Source organism: Mesorhizobium sp. AR10, from assembly GCF_024746795.1.
GTDB lineage: Bacteria > Pseudomonadota > Alphaproteobacteria > Rhizobiales > Rhizobiaceae > Mesorhizobium.
Genome location: NZ_CP080524.1, coordinates 625,958 through 641,437 on the forward strand (window position 1 = coordinate 625,958; position 15,480 = coordinate 641,437).

The window sequence follows — 15,480 nt, forward strand, 5'->3', positions numbered from 1 at the left end:
TCTAACCTTCCCAGCCGGTTCACGGTCCGCAGCCAAACCTGTCCGCATTTCAACCCGTGACAGGACAAGATCATGAAACTGAACCACGCAAATCTCGTAACGGCCGATGTTGCCGGACTGTGCGATTTCTTCACCAGCCATTTCGGCTTCGAATTGGTCGCCATGCGCGGCAAGGATGCCTTTGCGGTTCTACAGGGAATCGACGGCTTTACCCTCAACCTGATGAAGCCCGGCAAAGGAGAGGCCGCCGCCTATCCCGAGGGGTTTCACATCGGCTTCTTCGTCGGCAAACCGCATAGTGTGCACGCAAAGCATGCTGAACTTGCCAATGCCGGCCTGCAACCGGGCGAGGTCCAGGAGCTGACGCGCGGCGGCACCAGGTCGACCACCTTCTATTGTCATGCGCCGGGCGGAATACTGGTCGAAGTCAGCTCTTCCGAATCCTGACAAAAAAAAGACCCCGGGCGAGCAAGCCCGGAGTCCTTTGACGTAAACCCGAAGGCCTTAAAGCGCGTCGGCGCGCTTTAAGGCCTTGGCTTATGCATGTCGTTGTCCCAAAACCGCTGCGCACTTTTGGGCGACATGCACTACAGCTTGCCGTTGCGCTGCTGGACCATCATGAAGGTGTCGTAGTTGTACTCGGCCACCTGTGCCCAGAGATAATGCTCCTTGCGGAACGCCTTGATCGAATCCCAGATCTTCTTGAAGGGTGCGTTCGTGGCTTCCATTTCGGCATAGACCTCGTTGGCCTTTTCGAAACAGGCGGCCATGATCTCCGGGGTAAACGGGCGCAATTTCGCACCGCCGGCAACCAGCCGCCTCACCGCCGCCGGATTCAGAAGGTCGTATTTCTGCAGCATGTCGGCGTCGGTCGCCTGTGCTGCGGTATGCAGCAGCGACTTGTAAGCCGGCGGAAGTTCTTCGTATTTCGCCTTGTTGAACATCAGATGGACGGTCGGCCCGCCTTCCCACCAGCCGGGATAGTAGTAGTAGGGCGCGACCTTGTAGAAGCCGAGCTTCTCGTCGTCATAGGGGCCGACCCATTCGGCGGCGTCGATGGTGCCTTTTTCAAGCGCCGGATAGATGTCGCCGCCGGCGATCTGCTGCGGCACGACGCCGAGCTTCTGCACAACCTTGCCGGCAAAGCCGCCGATGCGCATCTTGAGGCCGGAAAGGTCGGCGACGGTATTGATCTCCTTGCGGAACCAGCCGCCCATCTGCACGCCGGTATTGCCGCCCGGCAGGCCGAAAAGGCCCTGCGTGGCCAGAAATTCGTTGAACAGGTCGATGCCGCCGCCATGATAGTGCCAGGCATTGATGCCGCGCGCGTTGAGTGAGAACGGCACCGCCGCACCCAGCGCCCATGTCGGGTCCTTGCCCCAGTAATAGTATGCAACCGTATGGCAGGCCTCGACGGTACCGGCAGTGGTGGCATCCGCGGCCTGAAGGCCGGGCACGAGTTCACCTGCGGCAAAGACCTGGACCTGGAAATTGCCGTCGGTCGCCTCCGACAGCATTTTGGAGAAGACCTCGGCACCGCCGTAGATCGTATCGAGCGATTTCGGGAAGGACGACGCAAGGCGCCACGTCACTTTCGGATTGGATTGGGCGATAGCTGGCGCGGCAAGCGTCGCGGCCGCCGCCGCGGCGCCAACGCCGGTCGCGCCGGCCTTGCGGATGAATGAACGACGATCCATGAAGTTCCTCCCTTTTGGATCAACTAACCGACGTTCGCGGCATCCTCGGCGCCCCGGTCGGCTTGGGGCAAACAATACACGGGCACCAAGTCGAGTCCAGCACGGCAGCCGGATTTGACGGCGGCATTTCCTGAAATTCGCGGGGTGGGGCGCAGGTCCTGCAACTATAGTCTAACGCCAATCCCGTGGCCCATGCGACAGGGTGAAACTTGTCATGGAAAAGCGCCCTCGGATCGCCTATTTTAGAGGCAGAATAGTTCGCTGCACTGAATGGAAACCGGATCCAAAATGCATCAGCCGCTCGTCGCCATATCAACCGACGTCCGCCAGTTCGACAACTACACCTGGCATGCTGCCCCGCAGCAATATCTGGAGGCGGCCCTTTCAGGCGCCGGCGTGTTCCCGCTGCTCGTGCCGTCCTTCGGCGACCGGCTCGATTTCGATGAATTGCTGTCGTCGGTCGATGGCGTCATGGTCACCGGCTCGAAGTCCAACGTGCACCCCTCGCTCTATGGCGGCGACGCCAGCGAAGCCAACGGGCCCTACGATCCCGCTCGTGATTCTACGACGCTGCCGCTGATCCGAAGGGCGATCGAGCGCGGCGTGCCGCTGCTCGCCATCTGTCGGGGCATCCAGGAAATGAACGTAGCGCTGGGCGGCACGCTGGCTACAGAAATCCAGGAGCGCGAGGGCTCGCTCGACCATCGCGCGGTGACGAGCGACAATCAGGACGAACGCTTCGCCATCCACCAGACCATTTCGATCAAGCCCGGAAGCTGCCTCGCCGGTGTGTTCGGCGCGGGTGACATCAAGGTCAATTCGTTGCACCGCCAGGGGATTGACCGGCTCGGCCCGAAGCTGCAGGTCGAGGCAGTCGCCGCCGACGGTACGGTCGAGGCGGTTTCAGTGAAAGACTCACGCGCCTTCGCCGTCGGCGTGCAATGGCATCCCGAATACTGGGTCAAGTCCGACAGCGACTCGGCAAAGATCTTCCGCGCCTTCGGCGATGCGGTGCGTTTGCACGCGGCGGCGAAATCCGGCGCGCGCGCAGCCGCCGAATAATCAACCCTCAATCGTTGGTGGCCGCAAGCGACAGCAGCGGCAGCGCCGGCGCGTAGGATTCATAGCCATCGCCGTCAGCAACGCTGAAAGTGACGATCGGATCGACGCCGTTTGCGCTGAAGGCAACCGTGCCGTCATCCTGTTCGCGCCAGAACTTCGCCCGCTCGATGCCGGGCAGAAGCCGCCGGCAATTGGCGGCGACCAACACCAGAGACAGGTCGCCCGAGATTTCGGCGCCGCGCTTAACCCTGCACGCGCCTTCGTCACCGTTGGCTGTCAGCCTGTAGGTGCTCGATGGCGTCGCTTCCTTGGCTGCACTTTCACCGCCACCGCCGTGAAACATTTGAAAGCCGCCGAACAACGCCGCTGCGGCGATCAATGCGGAGAGCGTTTTCATTCTGTCTTGATCCACTTATTCGAGCGAGGATCCAGAATGATTTCAAAGCGTTAAGCAGACGTTAATAAGTGTGGCGGCCTGCCGTTCAGCTTCGCGCCTTGACCTGGACCGTCTCCGGCACCGGCGTCAGCGGCCGACGCTCGGTGAACCAGGACACCAGATTGTCGACGCACAGATCGGCCATGGCGCGGCGCGTATGTTCCGAGGCGGAGCCGACATGTGGCAGCAGCGAGGTGTTCGGCGCGTCGAGCAGTGCCTTGGGCACGTTCGGTTCGTCGGCGAAGACATCGAGCCCGGCGGCGGCGATGGTGCCATTGGCGAGGGCTGCCGCAAGGGCCGGCTCGTCGACCGTGCTGCCACGACCGATGTTGACGAAGACACCGTTCGGGCCAAGCGCCGACAGGATTTCGGCGTTGACCGCCTTTTCCGTCGAGGCACCGCCAGGCGCCACCGAGATCAGTGTATCGACCGCCTCGGCGAGACCTTTCAGCGTCGGGTGGTATGCATAGGCCAGGCCTTCGACCTGGCGCCGATTGTGGTAGGCGATCGGCAGGTCAAAAGCTTCCAGCCGCCGGGCAATGGCTTGCCCGATGCGGCCCATGCCGAAGATGCCGACCTTGCGACCACGCAAGGTCAGCCGGCTCAGTGGATAGTTGCCCTTGCGCACCCAACTGCCGTCGCGCAGCCAGGTTTCGGCCCGCCACAGGTCGCGGATGGTGTTGATCAACAACCCGATCGTGGTGTCGGCTACCTCCTCGGTCAGCACGTCAGGCGTGTTGGTGACCATGATGTTTTTTGCGGCCGCATGGCTGACATCGACCGAATCGTAGCCGACGCCGAAGGAGGCGATGAGTTCGAGGTTGGGCAACGCATCCATCATCCCCGCATTGATGCCGGCGAAGGAAGCAATGGCGCGCACGTTGCGGCGCATGTCGTCGGTAACCAGAGCCGGATCGGCTTGCTCGATCTTGACGCGCTTGAAGGTACGCTCGATGCGCTCGACCGCGTGGTCATGGAAATGACCCGGCACCAGAACGGCGACGGTCTGCAACTGCTCAGGCTTGGTCATGCACGCTCCACCGGCCTGCCGGTCGACTGGCGCACATGCAGTTCCGGCTTGATCAATTCCTGCGACGGCCGCACCGTCTGCCCGTTGAGCTTGTCGAGCAGCGCGCTGGCGGCGCGGCGGCCAACTTCGCGCTGGCCGTTCCAGACGGTGGTCAGAGCCGGCGTGGCGATTGCAGCCTCCTCGAGATCGTCATAGCCGGTGACGGAAATGTCGACACCCGGTACCAAGCCAGCGCGCGCAATGCCGTTCATCAGCCCGATGGCGACGAGATCATTCCAGCAACAGGCCGCGGTTGGCTTGTCCTTTAGCGCCAAAAACTGTCCTGCTGCCTCGAAGCCGGCCTGCTTGGTGCGCGGGCCGGCGATGCGCCAGGATTGCCTGACCTCGAGCCCGGCCGCCTCCATCGCGTTGACATAGCCCTGGTAGCGGTCGCGGCCGGTCGAGGTCTGGTCGGTGCCGCCGATCATGGCGATACGCTTGTGGCCAAGCGAGATCAGGTGGTTGGTGGCAAGCCCGGTGCCATAGGAATCGTCGCCGCGAAACACCGGCACGTCGGCGCCCTCGACGGTGCGCGCGATCAGCACTGCCGGCAGGCCGTTTTCCTCGGCCATCAGGATGTCGGAAGCCGGCGTGCCGATGGCGGGCGACATGATGACGCCGTCGGCGCCGAGCTGCAAAAGCGTGTCGATGAAGGTGCGCTGCTTTTCGAGCTGGTCGTAGTGGTTCGACAGGATGAAGGTCTGCCGGCTGCGGTCGAGCTCGCTTTCGATCGAACGCAGTATCTCGGCAAAGAACGGGTTCATGATGTCGTGGACCACGACACCGACGATGCCCGAGCGCGAGGTGCGCAGGCTGGCTGCGCGACGGTTGTAGATATAACCGATGGCGCGGGCATGTTCCTTGATGCGGTCGCGGGTGGCGCCGGCGACCAGCGGGCTGTCGCGCAACGCCAGCGAGACCGTGGCCGTGGACACGCCAAGCGCATCCGCGATCGTCGAAAGCTTGATCTTCTGTGCCAGCGCCTTGCGCTCCCGACCGGGCCTAGGTTGCGACCTAAACAGTTTAAACGCGGCCTTATGCCACCCTTCCGGAACAAATCAAAGTTTTTTTGCCAAGGCCTCCGTCTCGACGTCGAGCGCCGCGCGATTGCGCACGCGCAATCGGTGCTCGCGATGGACGATGTAAAGGCCGCTGGCGACGATGATTGCAGCGCCAAGAAGCGTCCAGCGGTCGGGGAACTGATTGAAGAAGACCCAGCCGGAGACAATCATCCACACCATCTGCGAATAGGGATATGGAGCCAGCGCCGTGGTGGTGGCGATGCGATAGGCCTGCACCAGCAGCCAGTGGCCGATGGCGCCGAACACGCCGAGCATCAGCAGGATCAGCCAGTGCCAGCCATCCTGCGGCAGGGCGAGCGAAAACGGCAGCAGCGGCAGAAGCAGCACGGCCGGCGCCAATGCCGAAAACAGAATGAGGCTCTCGGACGTTTCGGTCGCCGACATGCGGCGCGTCATGATGACGTAGAAACAGTTCGACAGCATCGAGCAGAGCGCGAAGAGATGGCCGACGCCGAAAACACCGACGCCCGGCCGGGTGATGATGAGGACGCCGGCAAAACCAGTCAGGATCGCCAGCCAGCGCCGCCAGCCCGCCCATTCGCCGAGCAGCGGACCGGCAAGCGCGGTGATCACCATCGGTGCGAAGAAGAAGATCGAGGTGGTTTCGGCCAGTTGCAATGTCCGCAGCGCCAGGACGTTGAATATGGTCGATCCGAACAGGAACAGGCCACGCAGGATATGGGCCGGCAGATTGTTGGCGCGAAAGCGTGCCGGATCGCGCCAGCCGCGCAGAAAGATGCCGACAATCAGGACGTGGACGGTAAAGCGCGCCCAGGCGACGATCAGCGCCGAAACGCCGGCCAGGACAAGATATTTGCTGCTGGTGTCGAGAAAGGTGAAACACACATAGACGGAAAGCATGCAGAAGATCGCCGCGGGGGGCGTCGCGCTTTCGTCTTGTCTGGGGGAAGCGTTCAATTTCAGGCCGGTGGGAAGCAAGCTAGACGCCACCTTTGCGGCAATTGCCACCAGCCGGCAAGCCAAAAGCGACTGGCACAACAGGCGCTGCCGACAGACTCAGGACCGATACGATCAGGGATGCATGCGGGCACCCTTGGTGATCTTGTCGACAAGCTTCCTTTCTGCGCGAAGCGCAATGCCGACGACTTTGGCGTCGTCTGGCGCGAATTCGGCAAAGACGGCTCGATTGGCCACGTCGTGGCCGGTCGAAAACATTTCGTCGACATAGAGCGAGGTTTTTACATCGCGCTCCAGCGCCCGCCGGTGGATCGCGCTGAGCGTCGGGCGATCGGCCGAAAGCACGATGACCGGCTGGATCGACAGCGGGTTGTAGATGTTCCCGGCGCGGTCGCGGTAGGGCTCGCCGATGATGTCGGGAAACTGCGCGACGACACCGCTGGTCAAAAAGGCGGTGACGTTCAACTTCTGCCAGACGGGAAGATCGTCCTGCAGCACGATTGCGAATTTGGTATCGAACATGAGCGTCCCCAATCAATCGATCCGAGACAGATAGGGGCGACCGTTGGCCTCCCGCAAGCCATGGTCCGAAATCAAGACCGATCAGTCGTCGACGTCGGCCTCGTCGTCGATGAGCACCATGTCCTCGTTGGAAAGGTTCGCCTCGATGCGGGCAAGCAGCTTGAACAGCGCCTTCTGGTCCTTTTTGTCGAGGCCCTTCAGCGCCTGTTTTTCGGTCTTCTTCACCGATTTCTCGATGGCGTGGATGATGTCGCGGCCAGTGTCGGTGAGGAAGATATGGGCCTGGCGGGCATCGGCCGACGAGGCGCGCTTTTCCAGAAAACCCTGCGCCTGCAGCCGGTTGATGGTCTTGGTGATGGTCGGCGGGCGTACGCCGAGGCGGCCTGCGAGATTGCCGGGCGTCTGGCCGTCCTCGCGGTCGAGCGCCAGCATGATCTGGTCCTGGCCGGCATAGAAGCCGTGCGCCAGAAGCCTGGCGGCGAGTGCCGTACGCGCCAGTCGGGCCGCCGAATGCAGCCGGCTCATTGTCGCAGTCTTGTCCGCCTTGGCCATGGTCATCCCTCTTCGGCCGAACCGGTGCCGGCAGCATAGACGCAGCCGCCCGGTTGGCAATCTACGATCAAAAAGATACCGGCTTTGCAAAACAGCTTTGCCGGCAAGCATTGTGATGTCCGCCGTGGTCAATGCCAGATGTTTATTTCAGTTAGATGACAAAAGACTTTTTCAGCGCGAGGACTCTTTCAGCGAGACGCCCCACACACGAAACGAGGTCGCTCAACCGGCCTTCACCGCGACGACCAACAAGGCTTGATAGGCGTCCGTCACCTCGCGCAATGCCGCCTGCGACGCCGGTCCGGCCTGCCGGGCGATGCCGTCTCTTGCATTCGACGTGTCGCGTTTGCCGGGACGGTCATTGTAGGGAGCGACTGTTGCGAAGATCTGCTCGCTGAGGCTGTCGGGGAAGAACAGCTGGCCGGTCATCACCGAATTGTCGTTCGGGAAGACCTTGAAGTGAATGTGCGTGGTGCGGCCGCGATACCAGCCGGGATAGATGGTGGCGAAGGAAACGATGCCGCTGTCATCGGTCTTCTGCCAGCCGCGCAGAAAGGTCTGGCCCGAGGTGTCGACATCCTGTCCGTCGCCCTGTCCCGGATAGCCGGAATAGGCGCCTTGCGCATCGCAATGCCAGATGTCGACGCGCGCACCGGCAAGCGGGCGGCAGGCCGCATCGACGATTTGCAGCCGCACATTGAGGGCAACGCCCTTCTTGCCTTCGGTGACGTCGGTTCGTTCGAGCTTCGGGTCGAAATAGAACGGCCCCTCGGTCACCTCAGGCGTGATGGTGCAGACGCCGGCGCCACTGTCGAACAGGGCAAGCCCGGCATAGGGCGAGGCGGCCCTTGCGGCAGCCGGCAAGAAGACGCCACCGCCAGCGGTCACGGCGATCAGGCCGAGCGCCTGGCGCCGGCTCAATGGCAAGGAGGATGACTTGTCGGGCATCTGGCACCTCTTCAATTCAGTTCGAGCAGCCTCCCACATCCGTATCTAGGCGGCATGGCCAGCCTGTGCCAATGACAATTCGGTAATATCGGCAGACCCTTTGGCCCATCGGTTTGCCGCGTGCAAAACCGGTGGGGGCATCCTATATGGAGCCAACAATCCTTTTCGAGGCCAGATTTTTCGCGGCCCAGATCCTTCGAGGCACGACATGAGCGAAGCACAGACGCAGATTCCCGTAACCGTTCTCACCGGCTATCTCGGCGCCGGGAAGACGACGCTGCTGAACCGCATTCTCTCGGAAAACCACGGCAAGCGCTATGCCGTCATCGTCAACGAATTCGGCGAGATCGGCATCGATAACGAATTGATCGTGGAATCCGACGAGGAAATCTACGAAATGAACAATGGCTGCGTCTGCTGCACGGTGCGCGGCGACCTGATCCGCGTCGTCGAAGGCCTGATGCGCCGGCCCGGCCGCTTCGACGCCATCGTCGTCGAGACCACTGGACTGGCCGATCCAGTGCCGGTGGCGCAGACCTTCTTCATGGACGACGACGTACGCTCCAAGACCAGGCTCGACGCAGTAGTGGCGCTGGTCGATGCCAAGCACCTGCCGTTGCGCCTCAAGGATTCCAGGGAGGCCGAGGACCAGATCGCCTTTGCCGATGTCATCGTGCTCAACAAGACCGATCTGGTCACGCCGGAAGAGCTGAACAAGGTCGAGGCGACGATCCGCGCCATCAACCCGGCGGCAAGGATCCATCGCACCACCCGCGCCGGCGTAGCGCTGTCCGAGGTGCTCGATCGCGGCGCCTTCGACCTTTCCCGGGCGCTGGAGAACGATCCGCATTTCCTCGAGGCGCATGACGACCACGACCACCCTGACCACGACCATCATGACCATGACCACGATCATCACCACCATGATCATGACGGGCACGATCATCACCACCATGCGCATCCTTCCGACATCCATGACGTGACGGTACAGTCAGTGTCGCTGCGCGGCGGCGAGATGGACTCGAAAAAGTTCTTCCCGTGGATCGAGAAGATCACCCAGATGGAAGGTCCGAACATCCTGCGGCTGAAGGGCATTATCGCGCTCAAGGGCGATGATGAGCGCTATGTCATCCAGGGCGTCCACATGATCATCGAAGGTGACCACCAGCGCGCCTGGAAGGACGGCGAGAAGCATGAGAGCCGGCTGGTGTTCATTGGCCGCGAACTTGACGCCGAGCGGCTAAAGAACAGCTTTGACGCCTGCCAAGCCGCCTGATTTCCAGATTAATTTGGGGCGTTGGCCATTCTTCCCTTCGCCCCTTGTGGGAGAAGGGAAGAGCCGCACCTAGCTGCAACGTTGGCGACCTCTCTCCCGTCCTTGCGGGGTCCGAAGGGCGGGTTGAGACCCGTGGCTCAACCCCGTAAGGGTGAGGGGCAGCAAAAATTTCGAATGGAATAGTCTCTCATGCCCACCGTCGCCCCGCTTGATCTCCAGGGACATTGCATCGCCGCCGTCTTTCTTGGCGACGTGCCGCATTTCGCGCTGGCCGATGGCGCCGTCCACCGGCTCGACCATGGCCACAAGACGATGCAAGCCAATGACGGGCTGCTCGCCGCCTTCCATGACGCGGCCAACGACCGGCTGATCACCGGCGGCGAGGACGGCAAGATTTTTTCGACTGCCGCTGGCGGCAACGTCCAGGAACTGGCGAGCGCCGGCAAAAAATGGATAACCAGCGTCGCCGCCGGACCGCAAGGCGCCATCGCCTATGCCACCGGCAAGACCGCCTTCGTGCGCTTTGCAGACGGCAAGACCAAGGAATTTGCGCACCCGCGCTCGGTCGAGGGGCTGGCGTTCTCGCCCAAGGGCATGCGTTTCGGCGTCGCCCGCTACAATGGCGCGACACTGCATTTCCCGGCGGCCGAGGGCAAGCCGGTCGAGCTCGAATGGGCCGGTGCCCATACCGGCATCACGTTCTCGCCGGATGGCGCCTTCCTCGTCACCACCATGCAGGAAAACGCGCTGCATGGCTGGAAGCTCGCCGACGGCAAGCACATGCGCATGACCGGCTATCCCGGCAAGGTCAAAAGCCTGTCGTGGAGCGCCAAGGGCAAATGGCTGGCGAGTTCCGGCGCGCCGGCAGCGATCGTCTGGCCGTTTTCGGGCAAGGACGGGCCGATGGGCAAGGCACCGCTGGAGCTCGGCACGCGCGGCAACGCCATGGTGACGGCGGTCGCCTGCCATCCGAGCCAGGATGTCGTCGCCGTCGGCTATGACGACGGCATGGTGATGGCGGTGCGCTTTGCCGACGCCAAGGAGGTGCTGCTGCGCCGGCCGGGCAAGGGCGCCATCACCTCGATGATGTGGGACAAGGAAGAGCGTCGCGTCGCCTTCGGCAGCGCCGCCGGCGATTGCGGCGTCATCGACATTTCGGCGTAGTCTTCCCTATTCGACTCCACAGGATACCTTGCCGGTGACTTCCACCGGCTTGCCTTCCTGGTCCGTATCCGCAGCAGCGTCATAGATGGCGAGCGTATAGCGCCCGTCATAGACCCCTTCGTCGCTGGTCTTGGTCAGGATCGTCAGTTCGACCGAGTTGAAGCGTTGCGCGACCTCGTGTTCGCGATAGATGTTCAGCCGCAGTTCCTTGCCGTCGAGCCAATACTGCGTCAGGTTGGAATCCTCGAAGACCGTCTTGCGCAGGCTGTCGTCGGAGGGTCGGCCCAGAATTTCGAGATCGCCGCGAAAGTTGAAGGTTGGGCCGCCCATGCCCCGGGTGACGCCGGCTTCGACCTGGAATGTTGCCGCTGCATCCTCGGCGGAACACCAGATACCGCCGCTCGCAAAGGCAGTACCGGCCGATAGCAGCAGCGTTGCAGTGCAGATGATCGTCCGCATTTTTCCCCCCTGACCAAAAACCTTGCCGCATTGATGCTGGACCGCTCCCTGAGGTCAAGTGTCCGTCACTGTGGCCGCTGAACCAATGCAGGGTAGCCAGGCGGCCAATTGCGGTTGCGGATCGCTAATGTCTACAGTGCCCGGCGAGAGGGGCCTTTATGCATTCAATCGACCATTCGAGCACACCGATCGGTGGCATCAGCGCCACGCGCATCGCCGAACTGCGCGAAACCGAGGCGGAAGCCTTCCGCGAGGCACGGCCGAAATCGGCGGCGAAAATCGGCAATGGCCTGCCCGGCTTCTTCGGCGGCGTACCGATGCACTGGATGAACGACTGGCCGACGCCGTTCCCGATCCTGGTCGACAGCGCCAAGGGCGCCACCATCACCGATATCGATGGCAACCGGATCGATGATTTCTGTCTCGGCGACACCGGTTCTATGTTCGGCCATTCGCCGCCGCCGGTCGCCCGTGCCATCCGCCGCCAGGCCGGACGCGGCCTGACCTACATGCTGCCCAGCGAGGATGCACTCGCCATCGGCCCGCTGCTGCAACAGCGCTTCGGCCTGCCCTTCTGGCAGATCGCAACGACGGCGACCGATGCCAATCGTTTTGCACTGCGCGTTGCCCGCGCCGTGACGGGTCGGGAAAAGATCCTCGTCTTCAACGGCTGCTATCACGGCTCGGTCGACGAGACGATGGTGCGGCTGGTTGATGGCAGACCGGTCAACCGGCCTGGCCTGGCGGGTGAATTCCGCGACCTGACCCGGGCGACTGATGTCATCGAGTTCAACGATCTGCCAGCGCTGGAGGTAGCACTCCGGGACAGGCAAATTGCTTGTGTCATCACCGAGCCGGTGCTGACCAATTCCTGCATGGTGCTGCCCGATCCCGGTTTTCACGACGCACTGCGCAAATTGACGCGTGCGGCCGGTACGCTGCTGTTGATCGACGAGACGCACACGATCTCGACCGGCCCTGGCGGCTATACCAGGGCATACGGGCTTGAGCCGGACCTGTTCGTGTTGGGCAAGCCGATCGCCGGCGGGGTGCCGGCAAGTGTATGGGGCATGAGCGACGACGTCGCCACGCGCTACGCCGCCTACAGCAGGACCAAGGAGCCGGGCTATTCCGGCATGGGCACGACGCTGTCGGCCAACCCGCTGCAGTTCGCGGCGATGCGCGCCACGCTCGAAGAGGTGATGACCGATGAGAACTACGCCCGGATGGACCGTCTGGCGCGGCGGCTCGACGCCGGGCTGACCGCCGTCATCGACCGCTACCGCCTGCCCTGGCATGTTGCCCGTGTCGGCGCTCGCGTCGAGTTCATCTGCGCGCCCGGCTCGCTCAGGAATGGAGGCGAAGCTGAGGCGGCGCACGCGCCGGAACTCGAAGCCGCAATCCATGTTGCGCTGGTCAATCGCGGCGTGCTGATCGCACCCTTCCACAACATGATGCTGATCTCGCCGGCGACCAGCGCTGCCCAGGTCAACCGGCTGATCACCGCCTTCGCAGCGGTTGCGGCAAAGCTTGCGGCATGAGACAAGCGGCCATGGACAACCCCAATGCCATGCTGACCTCGCCTTCGGGGTCCTCGCCCACCGAAGCGCAAGCCTTTCTCGACGCCCATCCCGAGATCGAGGCCTTCGACATCGTGCTGACCGACGCCAATGGCGTCGGGCGCGGCAAGATCGTGCGCAGGCACGAATTGATGAGCATCTTCGAAGGCGGCCGGCACATGCCGATCTCGATCCTCGGCCTCGACATCACCGGCGAGGATGTCCACGAGACCGGGCTGATCTGGACGACCGGCGACGGCGACCTGCGGGCATGGCCGATCCCCGGCACACTGGTGCCGCTGTTCGGCACGCAGCCGCCGCGCGGCCAGGTGCTGATGGCGATGTACCATCTCGACGGCCAGCCGATGTCGTCTGACCCTCGGCTGGCGCTGGCCCGCCAGGTGAACATACTGGCGGCGAAAGGCCTTTATCCGGCCGGCGCCTTCGAGCTCGAATTCTTCCTGCTCGCCAACGAGCGCGATGCGGACGGCAAGGTGAAGCCGGCGGACGCCGTGCTCGACGGCCGTCGTTCGGCCAAGACCGAGGTCTATTCCGTCGACCATCTGCACGGCATGGAACCGCTGTTTTCCGACATCTATGCGGCGGCCAAGGTGCAAGGCATTCCGGCCGAGACGGTCATCTCCGAATACGCGCCGGGCCAGTACGAGTTGACGCTGAACTACCGCAAGGACGTGATGCGCGCGGCCGACGACCTCGTCATGCTGAAGCGGCTGGTGCGGGCGCAGGCGCGCCGTCATGGCGTCACCGCCTGCTTCATGGCCAAGCCGATCGAGAAATATGCCGGCTCGGGCATGCATTTCCATGTCTCGCTGCAGGACAAGACCGGCAGGAACGTGTTTGCCGAAGCCGGCGGCGAAAGCTGGTCGCTGCCGCTGCTGCAGGGGCTCGGTGGGCTGATCCAGACCATGGCGGAATCGATGCTGGTGTTTGCCCCCCATGCTAATTCGTGGCGGCGCTTCGTCTCGCAATCTTACGCCCCGGTGGCGCCGACCTGGGGCGTCAACAACCGTTCGGTGGCGCTGCGCGTGCCGGCGGGCGACGCCAAGAACCGGCGCATCGAGCACCGGCCGTCCGGCGTCGACGCCAATCCCTACCTGATCGCGGCGACGGTGCTGGCCGGAATCGTCAAAGGTCTGGACGAAGGGCTCGACCCCGGGCCTGAGACCACCGGCAATGGCTACGAATCAGCAATCACGCGCACGACAATGCCGGTGGACTGGCGCGCCGCGATCGAAGCGGCAAGGGCGTCCGACTTCCTGAAAGGCGCTCTCGGCGAAGACCTGCACCGGACATTCGTGGCGATCAAGCAATCCGAATATCTGCGCGTGGCACGCACAGTCAGCGAACTGGACTACCACCTCTATCTGCACGAGGTGTGATCCGCGCCGGAAGACAGCTGATCCGAGCGGCGATCACTTTTTCACCGCCTACGTCAAATGTGATAGCGTGGCAGCTGTCTAGAACATATCATGAACGTATGGCCACACTTCCCGTCCGCGAAAAACTCGCGATCCTGTCCGATGCCGCCAAATACGACGCTTCCTGTGCGTCGTCTGGCGCGGCAAAAAAGGATTCGCTGAAATCCGGCGGCATCGGTTCCACCGAAGGAATGGGCATCTGCCATTCCTACGCGCCGGACGGTCGTTGCATTTCACTGCTGAAAATCCTGCTGACCAATTTCTGCATCTACGACTGCAGCTATTGCATCAACCGCTCATCCTCGAATGTGCGCCGCGCCCGCTTCACCATCGATGAGGTGGTGAAGCTGACCATGGATTTCTATCGGCGCAACTATATAGAGGGCCTGTTCCTGTCTTCGGGCGTCATCCGCTCGCCGGACGAGACCATGGGCGAGATGGTCGAAGTCGCGCGGCGGTTGCGGCTGGAAGAGAAGTTTTCCGGCTACATACATCTGAAAACCATCCCTGAAAGTTCGCGGGAACTGGTCGAGAAGGCAGGAATCTATGCCGACCGGCTGTCGATCAATGTCGAGTTGCCGACCGACGAAGGGGTGAAAAGACTGGCGCCGGAGAAGAAGCCGGAAACGATCCGGCTTTCGATGGCCAGACTGCGCCAGAAGATGGAGGAGAAGGCCGAACCGACGCTGAGGACCAAAAAGCGCGAACGCTTCGCGCCAGGCGGCCAGTCGACCCAGATGATCATCGGCGCCGACAAGACCTCCGACGACGGGATATTGCGCACCAGCGCGCGCCTGTATGGCAGCTATCATCTCAGGCGCGTCTACTATTCCGCCTTCAGCCCGATCCCGGATTCGTCGTCGTCGCTACCCTTGCAGAAGCCGCCTTTGATGCGCGAACACCGCCTTTACCAGGCTGATTGGCTGATGCGCTTCTACGGGTTTTCGCAGCCGGAAATCCTGGCCGGCAGCAGCGACGGCATGCTTGACCTCGCCATCGACCCGAAGCTGGCCTGGGCGCTGCGCAACCGGGGACAGTTTCCCGTCGATATCAATCGCGCCGACCGCGAAGCGCTGCTGCGGGTTCCGGGTCTCGGCACCAAGGTGATCGCGAAAATCCTGGAGACGCGCCGCCGCCGGCGGCTGCGGCTCGAGGATGTCGGACGGCTGTGCCAATCGATCGCCAAGCTGCGACCATTCATCATCGCCGAAGGATGGTCGCCGGGCGCGCTCACCGACAAGGCGGGCCTGCGCGACAAGATCGTGCGATCCTGCGAACAGCTGTCGCTGTTTTGACC

Annotated in this window: 16 protein-coding genes; 7 read left to right on the top strand and 9 right to left on the bottom strand. The window is 62.7% G+C overall.

What is annotated here, in order from left to right; all coding sequences use genetic code 11:
* Positions 1-72: 72 nt before the first annotated feature.
* A complete protein-coding gene (locus tag LHFGNBLO_RS06355) occupies positions 73-447 on the top strand; it encodes a VOC family protein (protein ID WP_258605241.1) in 375 nt (124 codons plus the stop codon).
* Between the two features lie 140 nt (positions 448-587).
* Here the strand turns inward: LHFGNBLO_RS06355 and LHFGNBLO_RS06360 are convergent, their stop codons facing one another.
* Positions 588-1,697: a TRAP transporter substrate-binding protein gene (locus LHFGNBLO_RS06360; protein WP_258605243.1), complete on the bottom strand. Its 1,110-nt coding sequence runs from the start codon at positions 1,695-1,697 to the stop codon at positions 588-590.
* Positions 1,698-1,985: 288 nt separating this feature from the next.
* On the opposite strand from LHFGNBLO_RS06360, the gene LHFGNBLO_RS06365 reads away from it, so the two are divergent.
* Positions 1,986-2,759, top strand: coding sequence for a gamma-glutamyl-gamma-aminobutyrate hydrolase family protein (locus tag LHFGNBLO_RS06365; protein WP_258605245.1), 774 nt, complete (start codon positions 1,986-1,988; stop codon positions 2,757-2,759).
* A gap of 7 nt (positions 2,760-2,766) precedes the next feature.
* Here the strand turns inward: LHFGNBLO_RS06365 and LHFGNBLO_RS06370 are convergent, their stop codons facing one another.
* The 7 genes from LHFGNBLO_RS06370 to LHFGNBLO_RS06400 form a co-directional block, all read right to left on the bottom strand.
* Complete coding sequence (locus tag LHFGNBLO_RS06370) at positions 2,767-3,156, bottom strand: hypothetical protein (RefSeq protein ID WP_258605246.1); 390 nt, start codon at positions 3,154-3,156, stop codon at positions 2,767-2,769.
* 85 nt (positions 3,157-3,241) lie between these two features.
* Entirely contained in the window at positions 3,242-4,225 is a 984-nt protein-coding gene (locus LHFGNBLO_RS06375; RefSeq protein WP_258605248.1) for a 2-hydroxyacid dehydrogenase, read from the bottom strand.
* Positions 4,222-5,244 (bottom strand): LacI family DNA-binding transcriptional regulator, encoded by a 1,023-nt coding sequence (locus tag LHFGNBLO_RS06380; RefSeq protein WP_258609626.1) that lies wholly within the window; start codon positions 5,242-5,244, stop codon positions 4,222-4,224. Before LHFGNBLO_RS06380 ends, LHFGNBLO_RS06375 begins: the two co-directional genes overlap by 4 nt.
* A gap of 78 nt (positions 5,245-5,322) precedes the next feature.
* On the bottom strand, positions 5,323-6,207 hold the full coding sequence (locus LHFGNBLO_RS06385) for a DMT family transporter (RefSeq protein WP_258605249.1): 885 nt from the start codon (positions 6,205-6,207) through the stop codon (positions 5,323-5,325).
* 171 nt (positions 6,208-6,378) lie between these two features.
* On the bottom strand, positions 6,379-6,786 hold the full coding sequence (locus tag LHFGNBLO_RS06390) for a DUF2000 family protein (RefSeq protein WP_258605251.1): 408 nt from the start codon (positions 6,784-6,786) through the stop codon (positions 6,379-6,381).
* An 81-nt stretch (positions 6,787-6,867) separates the two neighbouring features.
* Positions 6,868-7,338 carry a MarR family winged helix-turn-helix transcriptional regulator gene (locus tag LHFGNBLO_RS06395; protein ID WP_258605253.1) on the bottom strand — a complete coding sequence of 157 codons (471 nt, stop codon included), beginning with the start codon at positions 7,336-7,338 and terminating at the stop codon, positions 6,868-6,870.
* A gap of 222 nt (positions 7,339-7,560) precedes the next feature.
* Positions 7,561-8,286, bottom strand: coding sequence for an intradiol ring-cleavage dioxygenase (locus LHFGNBLO_RS06400; RefSeq protein ID WP_258605254.1), 726 nt, complete (start codon positions 8,284-8,286; stop codon positions 7,561-7,563).
* Between the two features lie 208 nt (positions 8,287-8,494).
* On the opposite strand from LHFGNBLO_RS06400, the gene LHFGNBLO_RS06405 reads away from it, so the two are divergent.
* Both LHFGNBLO_RS06405 and LHFGNBLO_RS06410 read left to right on the top strand, forming a co-directional pair.
* The gene (locus tag LHFGNBLO_RS06405) at positions 8,495-9,562 is read left to right on the top strand and encodes a CobW family GTP-binding protein (RefSeq protein WP_258605256.1); all 1,068 of its coding nucleotides are present in this window, start codon (positions 8,495-8,497) and stop codon (positions 9,560-9,562) included.
* Positions 9,563-9,751: 189 nt separating this feature from the next.
* The gene (locus tag LHFGNBLO_RS06410) at positions 9,752-10,726 is read left to right on the top strand and encodes a WD40 repeat domain-containing protein (protein ID WP_258605257.1); all 975 of its coding nucleotides are present in this window, start codon (positions 9,752-9,754) and stop codon (positions 10,724-10,726) included.
* Positions 10,727-10,732: 6 nt separating this feature from the next.
* On the opposite strand, the gene LHFGNBLO_RS06415 is transcribed toward LHFGNBLO_RS06410, so the two are convergent.
* Positions 10,733-11,185, bottom strand: coding sequence for a hypothetical protein (locus tag LHFGNBLO_RS06415; RefSeq protein ID WP_258605258.1), 453 nt, complete (start codon positions 11,183-11,185; stop codon positions 10,733-10,735).
* A gap of 158 nt (positions 11,186-11,343) precedes the next feature.
* On the opposite strand from LHFGNBLO_RS06415, the gene LHFGNBLO_RS06420 reads away from it, so the two are divergent.
* From LHFGNBLO_RS06420 to LHFGNBLO_RS06430, 3 genes are all read left to right on the top strand, one after another.
* Entirely contained in the window at positions 11,344-12,726 is a 1,383-nt protein-coding gene (locus LHFGNBLO_RS06420; RefSeq protein WP_258605259.1) for an aspartate aminotransferase family protein, read from the top strand.
* A gap of 11 nt (positions 12,727-12,737) precedes the next feature.
* Complete coding sequence (locus LHFGNBLO_RS06425; RefSeq protein WP_258605260.1) at positions 12,738-14,144, top strand: glutamine synthetase family protein; 1,407 nt, start codon at positions 12,738-12,740, stop codon at positions 14,142-14,144.
* 98 nt (positions 14,145-14,242) lie between these two features.
* On the top strand, positions 14,243-15,478 hold the full coding sequence (locus LHFGNBLO_RS06430; protein ID WP_258605262.1) for a putative DNA modification/repair radical SAM protein: 1,236 nt from the start codon (positions 14,243-14,245) through the stop codon (positions 15,476-15,478).
* Positions 15,479-15,480 lie beyond the last annotated feature (2 nt).